Source organism: uncultured Devosia sp., assembly GCF_964244875.1.
In the GTDB taxonomy this organism is placed as follows: Bacteria; Pseudomonadota; Alphaproteobacteria; order Rhizobiales; family Devosiaceae; genus Devosia.
The window spans coordinates 49,149-66,232 of sequence record NZ_CAXTKA010000006.1; the positions used below are offsets into that span (position 1 = coordinate 49,149).

The window sequence follows — 17,084 nt, forward strand, 5'->3', positions numbered from 1 at the left end:
ACCCAGCCTCCCCCTGGAAGGGGGAGGAGCCGCTGCCAGCTAGCGGCACGATGCTTTATCAACCGCCAACCCTGCTCCTCCCCCTCCCAGGGGGAGGCCGGGTGGGGGTCCTCTCCACGCGAGCCAAGCCATGATCCTTTTCCCCGCCATCGACCTCAAGGACGGCCAATGCGTGCGCCTCGTTCATGGCGACATGAACCAGGCCACCGTGTTCAACGACAGCCCCGCCGCTCAGGCCAGGCTCTTCGAGGACCAGGGCTTCCAATATCTGCACGTCGTCGATCTCAACGGTGCCTTCGCCGGTGAAAGCATCAACGGCGGAGCGGTGCAAGCCATCATCGGCGCGGTCAAATTCCCCGTCCAGCTCGGCGGCGGTATTCGCACCATGGCCCATATCCATGCCTGGCTCGACAAGGGCATCTCCCGCGTCATCCTGGGCACCATTGCCGTGCGCGATCCCGCCTTGGTCCGTGCGGCGGCCCAACAATATCCCGGCCGGATCGCCGTTGGCATCGACGCTCGCGCCGGCACGGTCGCCGTCGAGGGCTGGGCGCAAACTTCGCACCTCTCGGTCATCGAGCTTGCCCAGCGCTTCGAAGGCGCCGGTGTCGCCGCCATCATCTATACCGATATCGACCGCGACGGGATCCTGGCCGGCATCAATTGGGACGCGACGCTCAAGCTGGCCCAAGCCACCACCATCCCCGTCATCGCCTCGGGCGGCCTCGCGTCGATAGCCGATATCAGGACACTCGCCGACCCGAAATACCGTGTGCTCGAAGGCGCAATTTCCGGCCGTGCGCTCTATGACGGCCGCATTGATTCACGTGAAGCACTGGCCTTGCTCAAGGCCGCCGCATGACGCTGCCCGGATCGCGGTTCCCCTGGCACGTCTATTGGGTGGCGCTGGCGATCATCGCCGTGTTCACGCTCTGGCCCGTCGCTTCCGTCACCCTGACCTATTGGATCGCCGACGCCAATGGCTGCCGGGTCGATGAAGGCAACATGCATCCCTGCATCATCGGCGGACACGATTTGGGCGCCCTGCTCTACACCATGGGCGTCATGGGCTGGTTCATGCTCGCCAGCCTGCCCCTGGGCTTCGGCGCCGCCATCGTCTGGCTGATCACCCTCCTGATCCACCGCAGCGCCTGGCGCCGTTCGGGCAAACCCGCCTCATGACTGGCACCGGCATCGCGTCATCCCTATCTTGGTCGCCGTGCAAGGACCCGAACAATTGACCCTCAAGACCCGCCTCATCCCCTGCCTCGACGTCAAGGACGGCCGCGTCGTCAAGGGTGTGCAGTTTGTCGATCTGATCGACGCCGGCGATCCGGTCGCAGCCGCCATTGCCTATGATGCGGCCGGCGCCGATGAGCTCTGCTTTCTCGATATCGCTGCCAGCCACGAGGGCCGCGACACCATTTTCGACGTGGTGGAGCGGGTCGCCACGCACTGCTTCATGCCGGTCACCGTCGGCGGTGGCGTGCGCACCATCGAGCATATCCGCAGGCTCTTGCTGTCGGGCGCCGACAAGGTGGCGATCAATTCATCGGCCGTCACCGATCCAGATTTCATCGCCCGCGCCGCCGACAAGTTCGGCAACCAGTGCATCGTCGTCTCCGTCGATGCCAAGCAGCGGCTGGACCAGCGCCTGGGCGGGGATAACCGCTCGGAGTGGGAAATCTTCACCCATGGCGGCCGCAACGCTTCGGGCCTCGACGCGGTGGAATTCGCCGCCCGCATGGTCGAGCTCGGCGCCGGCGAATTGCTGGTCACCTCTATGGATCGCGACGGCACCAAGTCCGGCTTCGATATCGCCCTGACCCGCGCCATCACCGATGCGGTCAATGTCCCCGTCATCGCTTCGGGCGGCGTCGGCAATCTCGATCACCTGGTCGAGGGCGTGCGCCAGGGCCATGCCAGCGCCGTCCTGGCCGCGTCGATCTTCCATTTCGGCACCTACACCATCCCCCAGGCCAAGCAATACCTCGCCGCCAACGGCATCCCCGTGCGCATGGACTTGACTGCGACCGATAGGGCAAATCGCTCCAGTGGAGCGATTTGAGCAGGCAAGGCCATGAGACTTCTCGGCGTGTCCGATAGGACGAGCAGTGCCGGTGGCGCTGCGAGCGCCAAGAAGGCCACGAGACCTATGGTCGAGTGGCAGCTCGAATGGCTAGCCGCTTAGGTGACGGCGCAGCAGTTTTGCGCTAACGCTCCCCCAATCACGATGTCATCCCCGCGCAGGCGGGGACCCATCTTGAAATCTCGGGATGGGCCCCAGCCTACGCCGGGGTGACACTCGGTGTTCTGGAAGGCTTCTCCTTATGCCCTTTACCCTCGACGATCTCGACGCCCGCATCGCCCAGCGCGCCATGGCCTCCCCCGACGAGAGCTACACCGCCAAGTTGCTGGCCCGCGGCGTCGAGAAATGCGCTCAAAAGCTGGGCGAGGAAGCCACCGAAGCTGTGATCGCTGCCGTCATGGACAATCCGGGCGAACTCGCCAAGGAGGCTGGCGACGTCCTCTATCACCTGCTGGTGCTGCTGCGCGCCACGGGTACCCCGCTGTCCGCGGTCATGGAGGTGCTCGAATCTCGGCAGTCTCAGTCCGGCCTCGCCGAAAAAGCCGGGCGGAAACCCCTCTGATGGCCAAGCGTTCCCCGGTCCTTGCCCCCTATCACAGCTTCACCAAGGCGCAATGGTCGGCCCTGCGGGCCGATGAGCCGATGACGCTCGATGCCGAGGACATCAAGCGCCTGCGCACCCTGAGCGATCCCATTTCGCTGGAGGAGGCCGAAGAGGTCTACCTGCCCCTGACGCGGCTGCTCTCCTTCTATGTCGAGGCGGTGCAGGGTCTGCACAATGTGTCGACCCGGTTCCTCGAAACCCCCGACCAGAAGGTGCCCTTCATTATCGGCGTCGCCGGCTCGGTCGCCGTGGGCAAATCCACCACTGCCCGCATTCTGCGCGCTTTGCTGCAGCGCTGGCCCTCCAGCCCCAAGGTCGATCTGGTCACCACCGACGGCTTCCTGCTGCCCAATGCGGTGCTCGGGGAACGCGGCCTGATGGAGCGCAAGGGCTTCCCCGAAAGCTACGATCGCGCCCGCTTCGTGCAGTTCCTCGCCGATATCAAATCGGGCAAGGGCGAGGTCGCGGTCCCCGTCTATTCCCATCTGGTTTACGACGTCGTCGCCGGCGAGCAGGCGATCATCGATCGCCCGGACATCCTGATCGTCGAGGGTCTCAACATCCTGCAGCCCGGCGAATTGCCCCGCACCGGCAAGCCCATCCTGTTCGCCTCCGACTTCATCGACTTTTCCATCTATATCGATGCCGACGAAGACGATCTGTTCGATTGGTTCATGGAGCGCTTCTTCCAGCTGCGCGAGACCGCGTTTCGCGATCCGTCCTCGTTCTTTCGCCGCTTCGCCGAAATGAGCCGCGACGAGGCCGGCGCGTTCGGCAAGATGGTCTGGCAGACCATCAACCTGCCCAATCTGCAGCAGAACGTGGTGCCCACCCGCGGCCGCGCCGACCTGATCCTCAAGAAGGGCAACAGCCACGCCATCGAGGACGTCAAGCTGCGCCGCGTCTAGCCACGCTCAACGGAGCCATCATGCGCTTTTCCGCCTGTATCGACATGCTGTTCGTACCCGAAAGCGACGATCCCGCCCAGCGCATCCGGCTGGCCAAGGCCGCCGGTTTCGCCGCGGTCGAATTCTGGCTCTGGAGCAACAAGGACCTCGACGCCATCGAGGACGCCCTGGGCGAAACCGGGCTGGCGCTGGCCGGCATCGTCGCCGAGCCCTTTGCCGAACTCACGCGGACGAGCGATCACCAGCGCTTCCTCGACGGCTTAGCCCAAAGTCGCGACGTGGCCCTGCGCCTGGGCGCCAGGATGCTGATCGCCCAGGCCGGTCCCGAACTGCCCGGCGTCTCCCGCGCCAGCCAGCACGATGCCCTGGTCCAAGCCATGGCCCGTTCCGCCGACGTGCTTGCGGGCTCCGGCCTGCGCCTTGGCCTTGAGCCGCTCAACACGCGCATCGACCACAAGGGCTATTACCTGAGCTCGACCCGCGAGGCGTTCGACATCGTCGACGCCGTCGATCGCCCCGAAATCGGCCTGACCTACGATCTCTACCATTCCATGGTCATGGACGAGAGCCCCCAGCACGTTGCCGCCGGCCACCTCGAGCGGATCGTTCACGTCCACCTCGCCGACCACCCCGGCCGCCACCAGCCCGGCACCGGTCATCTCGACCTGGCCACACCCCTGCACTGGCTCCTCGCCAACGGCTACGACGGCTTCATCGGCCTCGAATACCGCCCCACCGCCACCACCGCCGCCTCATTCGAGCAAACCAAGACACGCCTGCGCTGAAGCAGGCTAACGCCTCAGTCGACACCTCCCCCTTCCAGGGGGAGGATCAAGGTGGGGGTTTACCATCCCCTATATCTCGGCTCTCGTACCCCCACCCAACCTCCCCCTCAAGGGGGAGGGTTGCCCTGTGGCACTGGCGGTATCGTGCCCAAACGCGAAGCGATAACCCTGCCTGATCGGGCGAACCTCTAGATCACCTTACCCATCCAGCGCCTGCGCCAGCCCATGCGTTCGCGCCAGTCCCGCCAGGTCCAGCTGCGGCCGCGCGCCGATATGGGAGATCACTTCCGAAGCCGCCAGGCACCCCGTCCTGAGCGCGCTGTCCATGGTCTGCCCCCGCGCCATGCCGAGGAGAAACCCCGAGGCGAACAGGTCCCCCGCCCCCGTCGCGTCCACGACCTTGTCGACCGCGAACGCCGGCACCGAAACCACTTCCCCATTGTGGATGGCCATGGCGCCGCCCGCGCCCATGGTGATCGCCGCCAGTTCCGCATCCTTGGCGATCTCGCGCACCGCCGCGCCCAGATCGTCGGTCTGGTACAGCGATTTCAGCTCATGCACATTGGCATAGACATGGTCCATGGTCTTGGAGCGGATCAAATCGAGGAATTCGGCGCGGTAGCGATCGACGCAGAACGGATCGCTCAGCGTGAACGCCGCCGCCCGCTCGTTCTTGTGCGCATAATGAGCGGCCCGCACGAAGGCCTTCTTGGCCTCCTGCGGGTCCCACAGGAACCCTTCCATATAGGTGATCTCAGCGCCCCCGATCTCGTCCTCGACGATGTCGGCCTCGCTCAATTGCTGGCAGGCACCCAGATGGGTGTTCATGGTGCGCTCGCCATCGTCGTCCGATATGAAGATCATCGAGCGCGCCGTCGGCGCCCCGTCGATCAGCCGCGGCGTCGAATAATGCACGCCCATGGCGTGGAGATCCTGTTCGAAGAAATCCCCCAGCGCGTCATTGGCCACCTTGCCCACAAAGGCGGCGCGCCCGCCCAGCGAGGCGATCCCGGCCGCGGTATTGGCGGCGCTGCCACCCGAGATCTGCCGCTTGCCTGCCGGCATCCGCGCATAAAGATCGAGCGCCCGGTCCGCATCGATCAGGTGCATGATGCCCTTGCTCATCCCCTCGGCTTCGATGAACCCGTTTCCCACCGGCGCGATGATGTCGACGATCGCATTGCCGATGGTCAGGACGTCGAAACGGGAATGGGCCATCGGGCCTCCGGCGCGATCATGGGGGGGACGGGGGCCGATGTAGAGGAAGCCCCGCCCCGGCGCAACGATTATGAACGTCTCTGCTCAGCCCGCCCCGATCACCGCCGCCACCAGCGCGTCCACGTCCTCGCCCGGGCGCAGCGCGATCTGCCCGTCCAGCAGCAACACGGCCAGCCCGTGCACCTGCGCCCAGGCCCGCAGCGCCGCTACCCGCTTCTCGCCCTCGGGCAGGGCCGCCGTCACGGCCTTGAGCGTGTCGAACGCCGCATCGGCCGCCAGCCGCAGGCTCGGCCGCCCGTCGCGCTTGAGCTCGGGCGAAAACATCAGCCGGAACAGGTTGGGATTATCGAGCGCGAACCGCACATAGGCTTGCCCCATGGCCCCGATGCGCCGCGCCGGCGCGCTCTGTCGCTCGGCCGCCCACATCGCCGTGCTGAAGCGCTGGTAGCCGGTAATGGCCAGGGCTTCCAGCAGCCTGCCCTTGCTGTCGAAATGCCGGTACGGCGCGGCCGGCGACACCCCGACGACGCGGGCCAGTTCGCGCAGGCCCAAGCCCGCCGCGCCCTCGGCCTCCAGCATGGCCATGGCCGCCTCCAGCAGGGCATGCCGCAGATCGCCATGATGATAGTGCTCGGCCCGCCGGGAAGTTGACACTGCTTACATCTTTCGCTATTGATGTATGCAGCGTTAACATCAAACCGGCCGCACGCCAAGCCTTGGGGGCTTCATGTTCAATCTCGATCTGACCTTTGCCATCCTGCATCATCTCGCCGTCTTCACCCTGGTGGGCATCATCGCCGCCGAATTCGTGCTGCTGCGCCCCGGCCTCTCCGGGCAGCGTCTCACCCAATTGGCCGCCATCGACCGCCTCTACGGCATTGCCGCGGGCCTGGTCATCATCATCGGCATCGCTCGCGTCTTCTGGGGCGGCAAGGGCTGGGAATTCTACGTCGGCAGCAATATGTTCTGGGGCAAGATGCTGGCCTTCCTCGTCGTCGGCCTCCTGTCAGTCCCGCCCACCATTGCGTTCAGCCGCTGGACCAGCTCGCTCGCCGCCGACCCCGCCTTCGCCCCGCCACCCGCCGAACTCGCCCGCAGCCGGCGCTTCCTTCACGCCGAAGTGCTCATCCTGGTGCTGATCCCCATCTTCGCTGCCGCCATGGCCCGGGGTTATTGAGCGTTGCCAGGACAAGGGCGACGCCGGTTTCTGGTTCGGAAACGCCACGGCTTGAGGTCTAACGTCCTTTGGGCGTCGGCGTCTTGGGCTCGAACCGGCACCATTGCGCGATCACGCAGCGCCAGCATTCCGGCCTGCGCGCCTTGCACACATAGCGCCCGTGCAGGATCAGCCAGTGATGGGCATGTAGCAGGTAATGCTCGGGTATCGCCTTGAGCAGCCCGAGCTCGACTGCCAGCGGCGTCGCCCCTGGCGCCAGTCCCGTACGGTTGCCGACGCGGAACACATGGGTATCCACCGCCATGGTCTTGTGCCCGAAATAGCTGTTCAGCACCACATTGGCCGTCTTGCGGCCCACGCCCGGCAAGGCCTCCAGCGCCGCGCGATCCGCCGGCACCTGCCCGCCATGCCGCTCGATCAGCAATTGGCTCAACGCGTAAACATTCTTGGCCTTGGTGCGGTAAAGACCGATGGTCTTGATCAGCCCCTCGATCCGTTCGACCCCCAGCGCCACCATCGCCGCCGGATCGGGCGCCAGCGCGAACAGCGCGCCCGTGGCCTTGTTGACGCCCGCATCGGTCGCCTGCGCCGACAGCACCACCGCCACCAAAAGCGTAAACACCGTACTGTAGTCCAGCTCGCTTCTGGGCTCGGGCTCGACGCGCGCGAAGGCCGCGAACATCGATTCCACATCCTCGGGCGGCAGGCTCTTCACTTTTTTACTTCTGGCCATTCTCTCTCCGCTGATTCTGCGCCTATACTGAAGAGGAGAGCCATGCCCATGCAAGCCACAACCACCGCGCCGCTGTTTGCGGCTGAACTGACGCCCCACCGGTCATTGACGCCGCGCGGCATGCGGCTGGTGGTGCTTCTGGTGGCCGCCCTGGCGGCTTTTCCCGGCGTCATCTTCTTCCTGCTCGGCGCTTGGCCGGTCGTGGGCTTCATGGGCCTCGACGTCCTGGCCATCGCCCTGGCACTGTATGTGGCGATGCGCCGCGAAAAGCGCCGCGAGCAATTGACCCTGTGGTCGGACCGGCTCGAACTGGTCACCACAGATGCCAAGGGGGCCCAGGCCCGCACCCAGCTCGTCCCGCGCACCGTGCGGCTGGTGATCGATCGCGATTTCAACGAACGCACCACCGCCCTCAAGCTGCGCACCGCCAAGGGCGAAACCGAGATCGGCGCTTTCCTGACCCAGGATGACAAGGCCAGCCTCGCCAAGGCCTTCGGCACCGCCTTGCGCAAGGCACGCGCCTGATCTGTGGTTAAAACCGGGTCGCACCGTCTTGCGTTCGCCTTTAGACCATCCCCATGATCAGCGCATGGATGCTCCAATGAACCAGATGATGACCGCGCCGCCCCAGGCCGACTACGAGACCATCCAGGCCGCCATCCGCTATCTGAGCGAGCACGGACCGGACATGCTCGATCTGCCCCGCTTTGCCCGGGCCCTGGGCCGAACCGAGCGGCAATTGACCGATCTGTTTCGCAACTGGTGCGGCCTCAGCCCCAAATCCTTTGCCCAGGCCGTGGCGCTCGATCATGCCAAGTTCTTGCTGCGCAACCGGCAAAGCGTGCTCGACACCACCTACGCGGTGGGCCTGTCCTCGACCTCGCGCCTGCATGACCTGTTCGTGACCTATGAGGCCATGCCGCCGGGCATTTTCCGCGCCGGCGGCGCCGGGCTCGACATGGTCTGGGGCGTTGCGCCGTCCCCCTTCGGCACCGCCGTCGCCACTGCCACCGAATACGGCATGTCCGGCCTCGGCTTTGCCGGCGATGGCGTCAGCATCGAGGCGGCCTTTCTGGACCTGGCCCAGCGCTGGCCCAATGCGCGCTTCACCCGCGATGACGCGCGCCTGGCGCCCCTGATTGCCCAGGCCTTCGATCCGGGCCAATGGTCCGCCGACCGTCCGGTGCGCATCGTCCTCATCGGCACCGATTTCGAGGTCAAGGTCTGGGAAACCCTCCTCAAGATTCCCTTGGGCCACGCCGCCACCTATGCCGGCGTTGCCAACCATATCGGCCGCCCCACCGCCTCCCGCGCCGTCGGCGCCGCCGTCGGCAAGAACCCCATTTCCTTCGTCGTCCCCTGCCACCGCGTCGTCGGCACCTCCGGCGCCCTCACCGGCTACCACTGGGGCGTCCCCCGCAAACGCGCCATTCTCGGCTGGGAAGCCGGCGTCATTTCAGCGGCGCATTGAGCGCGCCGGGATTCACGTGAAACGCCGGCCGGCGATCCTTCCTTTCACCTCTCCCTGAGGAAAAGGTCGACCCTCTTGGATCGGGTGAGCGGGCCTTTACTGGGTGAAGTGTTTGCCGAAGGCCCCCTCACCCCTCACCCCTCTTCCCTTCTCCCCCGAAGGAGCGGTAAAAACCCTAAATCTCCACCCGCCCCTCTGACGCACCCTGCGCGCCGATCCGGTACACCACCGGCTCCCCCGTCGCCAGTTCGCGCTTGAGGATCTGCTCGGGCGTCAACCCCTCTACGGCCATCACGATCGAGCGCAGCGAATTGCCATGCGCCGCCACCAGCACGGTCTTGCCCGCCTTGAGCTGGGGCACGATCGCGCTGTCGTAATAGGGCAGTGTGCGCGCCGCGGTATCCTTGAGGCTCTCCCCGCCGGGCGGCGGCACGTCGAACGAGCGGCGCCAGATCAGCACCTGCTCTTCGCCCCATTTGGCCCGCGCATCGTCCTTGTTGAGCCCGGTCAGGTCGCCATAATCGCGCTCGTTGAGCTTGATCGAGCGGGTGATCGTCACCTCGGTAATGCCCATCTCCTCCAGCATCAGGTCCAGCGTATGCTGGGCCCGGCGCAGGTTGGAGGTAAAATAAACCTCCGGCACATAGCCCTTGTCGCGCAGCTTGACCCCGGTGGCCCGCGCCTCCCCGATGCCTTTTTCCGTCAGGTCCGGATTGCGCCAGCCGGTAAACAGGTTCTTGAGGTTCCAGTCGCTTTCCCCGTGGCGCACGAGGATCAGGGTGCCGCTCATAACAAAGTCTCCGGTTCGTTGCAGTGTTCGCCCACGCCCATCGCTTCGGCGATGCAGCGAAAATCCGCCACCCCGATCTTGAACAGCGATTTGCGGAAATACATGCCCCAATGGACGGGGTTGGTCACGAAGGAAAGCTGCGGCAGGAGCAAATAGATATCGGCTTCCTGCGCGCTGAAAAACCGCGCGGCGCGGCGCCACCCAGTGGCGTCAGCGCTCATCTGCATCGCCACCGGCTCTCCGGGCAGGACCTGCCCGATAGCTGTGAAGCGCCGGACGGTATCGGCAACGCCCAGCGTTTGCGTCGGCGAATAATAGGCGAACCAGTCGCCCGGCTGTACCCGTTTGACAGCGCTGTGCTGGCCATGCGCGAACATCACCAAGCCCTGCTCGACGCCAACCATCACATGGGCTCGCGCCGCTACGCCGATCCAGTAGTTCGACGCGCTCATGCTCAAAGCCCCAGCACGTCGGCCATCGAATACAGCCCTGGCGTCCGGTCCTTGGCCCACGAGGCCGCCCGGGCGGCGCCATGGGCAAAAATCCCCCGGTCTTCGGCCCGATGATTGAGCTCGATCCGCTCCGACGGCCCGGCCAGGATCACGCTGTGATCGCCCACCACCGTGCCCCCGCGCAGGCTGGCAAAGCCGATACTGCCCTGCGCCCGTGGCCCGGTATGGCCGTCCCGCACCCGCACCGCATGCCGGGCCAGTGCAATCTGCCGCCCCGCCGCCGCCGCTTCGCCCAGCAGCAATGCCGTGCCCGAAGGCGCATCGACCTTTTTGCCGTGATGCATCTCCAGGATTTCGACATCGTATTGCGCCAGGATCGCCGCGGCCTGCCGCACCAGGCTCGCCAGCACCGTGACGCCCATCGAAAAATTGCCCGATTTGACGATCCGCGCTCCTGCCACACCGGCCGCAGCGATCGCCGCATCGTCCTCCGCGGTGCACCCGGTCGTGCCGATCACGTGGATCAGGCCCCGCTCGGCCGCGCGCTGCGCCATCGCCACGCTGGCGGCCGGCGCGGTAAAATCGATGACCGCGTCGGCGCCCTCGAGCGCGCCCTCCAGATCGTCGGTGATGCGCACGCCCAGTGCGCCGATGCCGGCGAACAGGCCGGCATCCTGCCCTAAGGCGGGGCTCTCCGGCCGGTCGAGCGCGGCATGCAGCGCCAGGCCCCTTCCGGCCACCGCGCCATGAACCGCAAGGCCCGTCAGCGCCGCCACGGCGCGGATATTGGCCGCGCCCATGCGCCCGCCCGCCCCGGCGACGACGACCTTGAGATCGGCCATGCAAAAGCCTCCAGCAATCACCACGATGATTTCGGGCTTGTACCAGCGCCTCCGGCAAACGCCAACACCAAGCCGCATTGCCGATACGAGGAACCAGTCATGCCGTGCTAGACTTGCATATGTTGGAGCTGTGAAGGATTGCCCATGACCATCACCAATGCCCTTGCCGGCATCGCCGTGGATGACCTTGCCGCGGCCCTGCCCTGGTATGAACGTGTGTTCGGGCGCACCGCCGATGCACGGCCGATGGCCGATGTGGCCGAGTGGAAATTCTCCACCGGCGGGTGGGTGCATGTCTCGACCGATGCCGACCGCGCCGGCGCCTCCTCGGTCACCCTGATCGTCGATGATCTGGGCACCCATGTCGCGGCGCTCGAAACCCAGGGCATATCCCCGGTCAGCAAGCGCATCGGCGATTACGTCAAGACCGCCATCTACCGCGATCCCGACGGCAACCAGCTGATCTTCACCCAGCCGCTCAAGAATACCTATTAGGCGCTTCTTTTCACCTCTCCTCTTGGGGGAGAGGTGAAGCCGGTCAAGCTACCCGCAGCCCGCCTGCCATCTCCGCCAAAATCCCGCGCGCCGCTGCCGCCGGATCGTCCGCGGCGATGATCGGCCGCCCCACCACCAGGTGCGACGCCCCCGCTGCCAGCGCCTCGGCCGGGCTCATCACCCGCTTCTGGTCGCCATGGGCGGCCCCGGCCGGCCGGATGCCCGGCGTCACGATCGCCGGCTTCGGCCCCAGGATGGTGCGCACCATTTCCGCCTCATGCGCCGAAACCACGACGCCGCCGATGCCCGCGTCGCGCGCCTGTTGCGCCCGCAGGGCGACAAGCCCCGCCGCATCGCGCTGATACCCCGCTTCCTTGACGTCGGCATCGTCCATCGAGGTCAGAACCGTCACGCCCAGCACCATCAATCCGGACCCGGCCGCCGCCTTGGCCGCCGCCCGCATGGTCTTGGGATAGGCATGCACCGTCAGCATCGCCGCCCCCGTCGCCGCGATCGCTGCCACGCCTTGTTCCACCGTATTGTCGATATCGAGCAGCTTGAGATCAAAGAACACCTGCTTGCCCGCCGCGATCAGGTCCCGGCCCAGGCCATAGCCATCGGCACCGTAAAAACACTGGTAGCCGATCTTGTAGCACTGCACGTCGTCGCCCAGCGCCACAACGATCGCCTCCGCCACCGCGCGCGAGGAAACATCGAGGCCAACGATCAGCTGTCCGGCCATGGCCTGATTCTCCCGCTTGATCGGCCTTCACTCGCACGACGGACCCTGAGAGACAACACCCTTAGATAGCGGAAGCGAACCGGTGACCAGTTCGGCCGTGAGCGCCTCGAGGGGCGTCCAGTCGCAATGGAGCCTGCGCCCCTCCAGATCGAACGCGAAGCCATTGCCGCCGCCCGGATCCCCGATCCGGCTCTGGTCCTCCGAGCGCGCGATGGCCCAGCCGCCCAGATAGCATTTGAGCAGCGTGCCCACCGCCCCATGGCCGCAGAACACCACAAGCGGCGCTGGCTCCGCCGCCGCCATGGCCCGTGTCACCGCTGCCACGATGCGCGCCTGCGCGTCGAACGCCCGTTCCCAGCCCTCGATGCTTTCCAATGGATGGGCAAAGAACCGGTCCGCCGTGGCTTCGAACCGCTCCGGTGGCAGGAACCCCGTCGCCGACCGGTCGTTTTCGCCCATCTCCCGGTCCAGCCGCGCCACGCTCCCGATGCGCTGGCCGATGATCGCTGCCAGTTCCACCGCCTTGTGCTCCGCGCTCGCGAACAGCGCGGCACCCGCCGGGATTAACGCGCGCGCTGCAAACGCCTCGGCGCGCGTGCGGCCAATGGCGGAAAGCCCCCATTGCGGCACCGGCACGTCGGGATCGATCTGCACCTGCGGATGGGTGAGATAGAGTGCGCGCATGAAAACCTAGCCCCGCCTGCAATGGGTCAGTTCATGCACCATCGTCTCGACCTTGCTGATGATCGCCGGCTCGAGCGGGTTGCCCGCCCCGTCCAGCGCCTCCGCGGCCGGCCCGATCCCCAGAAGCGTCGGCACCACCAGCGCGCCGAGCTTGCTCAGCGAGTCGCGCAGATGGCTCAGCGCGAAGATCGTCCCGTATTTGCCCGAACTCACCCCGCCGATCCCGAACACGGCATGCCGGAACGGGCTGGGCTTCTGCCGGCTGAGCCAGGCGATGGTGTTGACCGTCAGCGGCGTCACCCCCCCATTGTATTCGGGGCTGGCCCAAAAGACGATATCGTGGCTGCCAAACAGCGCCGCCAGGCGCCCCGCCGCTTCGGGCACCTGGTCGCTCTCCATGTCCTCGTCAAAGATCGGCATGGGAAAATCGCGAAGGCTGATCGCCGTCACCGCCACGCCGGCCGCCTGCAACTGCCGGCCGACATGCTCTTGCAATTGCTGATTGAGCGATCCCTTGCGGATCGAACCCGACAGGGTTAAGGCGGTGCTCATGGGGCTTGGTCCTGCATGGGCCCGACTGTGCCCGTACCAACGCTGCGCGACAAGGCCATAATCGAGCCCGTTTCACAACGCGATAGTGCCAGCCATGCCCAAGATGATCCGCAAAGCCCAATTGCCCAGCAAGACCTGCCCGGTCTGCGGCCTGCAATTCGGCTGGCGCAAGAAATGGGCCCGGGACTGGGATCAGGTGGTCTATTGCTCCGACCGCTGCCGCAAGGGCAAGGCCGGAGCCTGAGGGCCGCTATGCCCCGAACATCGTCTTGAGCTTGGCAAAGAACCCATCCGAGGTCGGATTGGTCTCCCTGGTCGTCAGCCGCTGGAATTCCTCCAGCAACTCGCGCTGCTTGCGGCTCAGGTTCTGCGGCGTCTCGATATCGAGCTGCACATAAAGATCGCCCGTGTCCTTGCTGCGCAGCACCGGCATGCCCTTGCCCTTGAGCCGCACCCGCTGTCCCGGCTGGGTGCCCGCCGCCACCTTGACCTTGGCCCGCATGGCATCGAGCGTGGGCACTTCGAACTCGCCCCCCAATGCCGCCGTCGCCATGGCGATCGGCACCCTTGCGTAAAGATCGGCCCCGTCGCGCTGGAACAGATCGTGCGGCCGGATCGAGATGAAGATATAAAGATCGCCCGGCGGGCCGCCCCGCAGTCCAGCCTCGCCCTCATTGGCCAGCCGGATGCGCGTGCCGTCCTCGATACCCTTGGGAATATCCACTGACAGCTTGCGGTTTTCCTGGCGCCGTCCCTGGCCACCGCAATCGGTGCAGGGCTGGTCCATCATCTGCCCGCGCCCCTGGCATACCGGGCAGGTCCGCTCGATGGTGAAAAACCCCTGCGCCGCGCGCACCTTGCCATGCCCGTTGCATTGCCGGCAGGTATGCGTTCCAGTCCCCGGCTTGGCCCCGTTGCCGTCGCACGTGTCGCAGGCGACCAGCGTCGGCACGTCGATTTCCACCGTCTGGCCGGCAAAGCTCTCTTCCAGCGACACGTCCAGATTATAGCGCAGGTCGCTGCCGCGCAGCTTGCCCGCGCTGCCGCCGGCGGCCCCGCCACCCCGGCGCCCGCCCATGAAGTCGCCAAAGATGTCGTCGAAGATATCGGACATCGAGGAGGAAAATTCGGGCCCGAACCCCGCGCCCTGCCCACGTCCGCCATTGTCGAACGCGGCATGCCCGAACCGGTCATAGGCGGCGCGCTTCTGGCCGTCCTTGAGCGTATCATAGGCCTCGCTCAATTCCTTGAACTTGGCTTCCGCATCGGCATTGCCGGGGTTACGGTCGGGATGGTGCTGCATGGCGAGCTTGCGATAGGCACTCTTGAGCGCCGCGTCGTCGGCGCCCTTGACGACGCCGAGCACCTCATAGAAATCACGTTTGGCCAAGAATTCTTCTCCGCAAGCCATGCCGGCGCCGCGCGTCGCGACCCGGCCGGCCGCGCCAACATCGGCGCCTGTGTGTAAATCCCATCCCTAGATGGCAATCAACCCTGCCCGTCGCAAGGGCAAGCAAATTCTCTTGGCATCGATCGGCCGCGCCCCCGCCGCTCCGGTGGCTTGCCGAGCCACCGGGTTGTCAGCTCTTGCGTCCCGGCCCGAACGCCCGGCTCAAGGCCTCGGCTGCCTCTGATTGGGCGAACAGCGCCTTGGTCACGATCAGGCCGAGCCCGAAAAAGCCCTGCGTCACCCCCTCGAACACGGTGCCTGTGCTGGCGACGCCTGCTCCGTCCAGCGCCTCGGCCAAGGCTTCGCCCTCCGAGCGCAGCGGATCGATTTCCGCTAGGATGATCGTTGCCGGCGCCACGCCGGCCAGATCGTCCCGGCCGGCCAGATTGAACCGCGCATCGTCCATCTGCTCGCGATTGTCCAGCGCGTGGCGCATCCGCCATTGCATCGCCGGCATGCCGATCGGGCGGGCCCGCAGCGCTTCGCCATAGGAGGGCCGGCTCATGTCGCTGCCCGCGATTGGATGGATCAGCACCTGGTGGATCGGCTGCGTCAGATGCGCGTCCCGCGCCCGCAACGCCACGTTCATCGCCAGGTTGGCGCCGGCATCCTCCCCGGCAATGGCCAGGCGGCGCGGATCGCCACCCAGCTCGCGCGCCGCGCCGACCAGCCAGCGCCAGCTGGCATAGGCGTCCTCATGGGCGGCCGGAAACGTATGCTCGGGTCCGAGCCGATAATCGGCCGATATCACGATCGCCCCGGTTCGCCGCGCCAGGGCCCGTGCCGAGGCATCATGGCTGTCGAGGTCGCCGGTGACAAAGCCCCCGCCATGAAAATACAGGATCATCGGATTGAGCCGGCTCAACAGGCCCGCCGGCCGATAGACGCGGCCCGCCAGTTCGCCCTCGGCGCCGGCAATGGCGATCGGCTCGGTGCCAACGCCGTCTTCGCCCGGCGCCCGTCCCTGCCGCGCCAGGATTGCCGCAATCGCGTCGGTCAGTCGTGGCTGCCGCCGGGCCGCCAGCGGGCTGCCCATTTCCAGGGGACGCGCGCCCAGTTCGGTCATCGCGTCGAGCACGTGCCGCATGTCCGCGTCGAGCCGCTCCATCGGATCGCCATTGATCAGCTCGGCCAGCCGGCCAATACCGCCCATATCGGCGGCGCTGGAAAATTCGCTCATCATGGGCCTCGCGACCAGGCGCTTGCACAGCGCAACAAAACTGGCTGGTCATGCAACGCTAGGACCGGCCCGACCGCCGCAGCGGCAGCCTTCCCTTCGAACCCCGCAATGGGTCCACAATGGGGCCCAATCTGGCTCATTTCTGGATTTGTCACCGTCCTGACAGAGTGCGCCGGCAACAAAAACCCGGGATCGCTCCCGGGCATGGTCCTGATTCACGTGAAACCCCGCGGTGTCGCGCTGCGCGCCAATTGCTTTGGCGGAGCAATTTGGACGGCCCAAGCCATGAGAGCGACGCTCGAATGGCTAAGCGGCAAAATTGCCCTTTACGCCGCTTCCACCGCCTCGGCGCTGACATTGTGGTCCATCAGCTTCTTGCGCATTGCATTGACCGCATCGACGCTGAACAGCTCTTCATTGCGCATCACGATGGCCTCGCCGCTCAAGTCGGCCCGTCCATGCTCGGCCAGCGTCGCAAAGCCCTCGGAAACCTCGGCCTCCATGGCCCAATCCGCCAGCACCTGCTGGGCGCCCACCCGCTTGTGCTTGGCCCGGATCTTGGTCAGCCGCGCCGTCTTGCCCTTGGCCGCCGTCGCAAATTCCTCGGCCGCGCTCAGCGCGGTCCAGAACTCGCGCTCCAGGCCTTTTTCGTGGGTCGCTCCCACGAGTTCGGCAATGCGCAACTGGCAGTTGAAAACGAGATCGGGATAACCGAGGCGGACGGCATTGGCCATCAGCTTGCGCAGTTTTTCAGGATCGGTGAAGGTTTTTGGATCTGGAATGTTCATGCGTCACCATAGCACATCGCGTTGGCAATAGCGAATGTGGGGCAAAATGCTCAATTGCTGAACTGAGCCAAACAGAACACAGCCTCGCAGTTGACCCCTCTTCCTCCCAGTGGAAGGATCAAGG

General features: G+C 65.9%; 23 protein-coding genes. 11 read left to right on the top strand and 12 right to left on the bottom strand.

All coding sequences use genetic code 11. The annotated features are described in order from the left end of the window. Positions 1 to 130 precede the first annotated feature (130 nt). The 6 genes from hisA (at position 131) to ACFE8X_RS08960 (ending at position 4,386) form a co-directional block, all read left to right on the top strand. The gene (gene hisA / locus ACFE8X_RS08935; protein ID WP_375451112.1) at positions 131 to 862 is read left to right on the top strand and encodes a 1-(5-phosphoribosyl)-5-[(5-phosphoribosylamino)methylideneamino]imidazole-4-carboxamide isomerase; all 732 of its coding nucleotides are present in this window, start codon (positions 131 to 133) and stop codon (positions 860 to 862) included. After that, entirely contained in the window at positions 859 to 1,182 is a 324-nt protein-coding gene (locus tag ACFE8X_RS08940; protein ID WP_375451113.1) for a hypothetical protein, read from the top strand. Before hisA ends, ACFE8X_RS08940 begins: the two co-directional genes overlap by 4 nt. A gap of 55 nt (positions 1,183 to 1,237) precedes the next feature. Continuing rightward, on the top strand, positions 1,238 to 2,068 hold the full coding sequence (gene hisF / locus ACFE8X_RS08945) for an imidazole glycerol phosphate synthase subunit HisF (RefSeq protein WP_375451114.1): 831 nt from the start codon (positions 1,238 to 1,240) through the stop codon (positions 2,066 to 2,068). A 262-nt stretch (positions 2,069 to 2,330) separates the two neighbouring features. Further along, on the top strand, positions 2,331 to 2,651 hold the full coding sequence (locus ACFE8X_RS08950) for a phosphoribosyl-ATP diphosphatase (protein ID WP_375451115.1): 321 nt from the start codon (positions 2,331 to 2,333) through the stop codon (positions 2,649 to 2,651). Continuing rightward, entirely contained in the window at positions 2,651 to 3,601 is a 951-nt protein-coding gene (coaA, locus tag ACFE8X_RS08955) for a type I pantothenate kinase (protein ID WP_375451116.1), read from the top strand. Before ACFE8X_RS08950 ends, coaA begins: the two co-directional genes overlap by 1 nt. A 17-nt stretch (positions 3,602 to 3,618) precedes the next feature. Beyond that, complete coding sequence (locus ACFE8X_RS08960; RefSeq protein ID WP_375451266.1) at positions 3,619 to 4,386, top strand: TIM barrel protein; 768 nt, start codon at positions 3,619 to 3,621, stop codon at positions 4,384 to 4,386. A 198-nt stretch (positions 4,387 to 4,584) separates the two neighbouring features. Here the strand turns inward: ACFE8X_RS08960 and ACFE8X_RS08965 are convergent, their stop codons facing one another. Further along, the gene (locus ACFE8X_RS08965) at positions 4,585 to 5,604 is read right to left on the bottom strand and encodes an adenosine kinase (protein WP_375451117.1); all 1,020 of its coding nucleotides are present in this window, start codon (positions 5,602 to 5,604) and stop codon (positions 4,585 to 4,587) included. A gap of 84 nt (positions 5,605 to 5,688) precedes the next feature. Continuing rightward, a complete protein-coding gene (locus ACFE8X_RS08970) occupies positions 5,689 to 6,258 on the bottom strand; it encodes a TetR/AcrR family transcriptional regulator (protein WP_375451118.1) in 570 nt (189 codons plus the stop codon). Between the two features lie 73 nt (positions 6,259 to 6,331). Between ACFE8X_RS08970 and ACFE8X_RS08975 the strand changes: the two genes are divergently transcribed. Beyond that, positions 6,332 to 6,781 (top strand): DUF2214 family protein, encoded by a 450-nt coding sequence (locus ACFE8X_RS08975; protein WP_375451119.1) that lies wholly within the window; start codon positions 6,332 to 6,334, stop codon positions 6,779 to 6,781. A 58-nt stretch (positions 6,782 to 6,839) separates the two neighbouring features. Here ACFE8X_RS08975 and nth read toward each other — a convergent pair whose 3' ends face one another. After that, positions 6,840 to 7,514, bottom strand: a complete 675-nt coding sequence (gene nth, locus ACFE8X_RS08980) for an endonuclease III (protein WP_375451120.1) — start codon at positions 7,512 to 7,514, stop codon at positions 6,840 to 6,842. Positions 7,515 to 7,562: 48 nt separating this feature from the next. Here nth and ACFE8X_RS08985 point away from each other — a divergent pair, with 48 nt between their 5' ends. Then, the gene (locus ACFE8X_RS08985) at positions 7,563 to 8,039 is read left to right on the top strand and encodes a DUF2244 domain-containing protein (protein ID WP_375451121.1); all 477 of its coding nucleotides are present in this window, start codon (positions 7,563 to 7,565) and stop codon (positions 8,037 to 8,039) included. A gap of 76 nt (positions 8,040 to 8,115) precedes the next feature. Further along, on the top strand, positions 8,116 to 8,985 hold the full coding sequence (locus ACFE8X_RS08990) for a methylated-DNA--[protein]-cysteine S-methyltransferase (RefSeq protein WP_375451122.1): 870 nt from the start codon (positions 8,116 to 8,118) through the stop codon (positions 8,983 to 8,985). A gap of 175 nt (positions 8,986 to 9,160) precedes the next feature. Here ACFE8X_RS08990 and ACFE8X_RS08995 read toward each other — a convergent pair whose 3' ends face one another. The 3 genes from ACFE8X_RS08995 to dapB are packed head-to-tail and all read right to left on the bottom strand — an operon-like array spanning position 9,161 to position 11,069. Further along, positions 9,161 to 9,775, bottom strand: coding sequence for a 2,3-bisphosphoglycerate-dependent phosphoglycerate mutase (locus ACFE8X_RS08995; RefSeq protein ID WP_375451123.1), 615 nt, complete (start codon positions 9,773 to 9,775; stop codon positions 9,161 to 9,163). After that, positions 9,772 to 10,227: an EVE domain-containing protein gene (locus ACFE8X_RS09000; RefSeq protein ID WP_375451124.1), complete on the bottom strand. Its 456-nt coding sequence runs from the start codon at positions 10,225 to 10,227 to the stop codon at positions 9,772 to 9,774. Before ACFE8X_RS09000 ends, ACFE8X_RS08995 begins: the two co-directional genes overlap by 4 nt. Before the next feature lie 2 nt (positions 10,228 to 10,229). Further along, the gene (dapB, locus tag ACFE8X_RS09005; RefSeq protein ID WP_375451125.1) at positions 10,230 to 11,069 is read right to left on the bottom strand and encodes a 4-hydroxy-tetrahydrodipicolinate reductase; all 840 of its coding nucleotides are present in this window, start codon (positions 11,067 to 11,069) and stop codon (positions 10,230 to 10,232) included. Between the two features lie 144 nt (positions 11,070 to 11,213). Here dapB and ACFE8X_RS09010 point away from each other — a divergent pair, with 144 nt between their 5' ends. Beyond that, positions 11,214 to 11,564 (top strand): VOC family protein, encoded by a 351-nt coding sequence (locus tag ACFE8X_RS09010; protein ID WP_375451126.1) that lies wholly within the window; start codon positions 11,214 to 11,216, stop codon positions 11,562 to 11,564. Between the two features lie 43 nt (positions 11,565 to 11,607). Here ACFE8X_RS09010 and pyrF read toward each other — a convergent pair whose 3' ends face one another. The 3 genes from pyrF to ACFE8X_RS09025 are packed head-to-tail and all read right to left on the bottom strand — an operon-like array spanning position 11,608 to position 13,542. Next, the gene (gene pyrF, locus ACFE8X_RS09015; protein WP_375451127.1) at positions 11,608 to 12,306 is read right to left on the bottom strand and encodes an orotidine-5'-phosphate decarboxylase; all 699 of its coding nucleotides are present in this window, start codon (positions 12,304 to 12,306) and stop codon (positions 11,608 to 11,610) included. Between the two features lie 27 nt (positions 12,307 to 12,333). Beyond that, positions 12,334 to 12,990: a histidine phosphatase family protein gene (locus ACFE8X_RS09020; RefSeq protein WP_375451128.1), complete on the bottom strand. Its 657-nt coding sequence runs from the start codon at positions 12,988 to 12,990 to the stop codon at positions 12,334 to 12,336. A 6-nt stretch (positions 12,991 to 12,996) separates the two neighbouring features. Further along, positions 12,997 to 13,542, bottom strand: coding sequence for an NADPH-dependent FMN reductase (locus ACFE8X_RS09025; RefSeq protein WP_375451129.1), 546 nt, complete (start codon positions 13,540 to 13,542; stop codon positions 12,997 to 12,999). Between the two features lie 94 nt (positions 13,543 to 13,636). Here ACFE8X_RS09025 and ACFE8X_RS09030 point away from each other — a divergent pair, with 94 nt between their 5' ends. Further along, on the top strand, positions 13,637 to 13,786 hold the full coding sequence (locus tag ACFE8X_RS09030) for a DUF2256 domain-containing protein (protein WP_375451130.1): 150 nt from the start codon (positions 13,637 to 13,639) through the stop codon (positions 13,784 to 13,786). 6 nt (positions 13,787 to 13,792) lie between these two features. Here the strand turns inward: ACFE8X_RS09030 and dnaJ are convergent, their stop codons facing one another. The 3 genes from dnaJ to ACFE8X_RS09045 form a co-directional block, all read right to left on the bottom strand. Next, on the bottom strand, positions 13,793 to 14,932 hold the full coding sequence (gene dnaJ, locus ACFE8X_RS09035; RefSeq protein ID WP_375451131.1) for a molecular chaperone DnaJ: 1,140 nt from the start codon (positions 14,930 to 14,932) through the stop codon (positions 13,793 to 13,795). Positions 14,933 to 15,122: 190 nt separating this feature from the next. After that, entirely contained in the window at positions 15,123 to 16,172 is a 1,050-nt protein-coding gene (locus ACFE8X_RS09040; protein WP_375451132.1) for an alpha/beta hydrolase, read from the bottom strand. Positions 16,173 to 16,498: 326 nt separating this feature from the next. Next, the gene (locus ACFE8X_RS09045) at positions 16,499 to 16,960 is read right to left on the bottom strand and encodes a hypothetical protein (protein WP_375451133.1); all 462 of its coding nucleotides are present in this window, start codon (positions 16,958 to 16,960) and stop codon (positions 16,499 to 16,501) included. Positions 16,961 to 17,084: the final 124 nt, after the last annotated feature.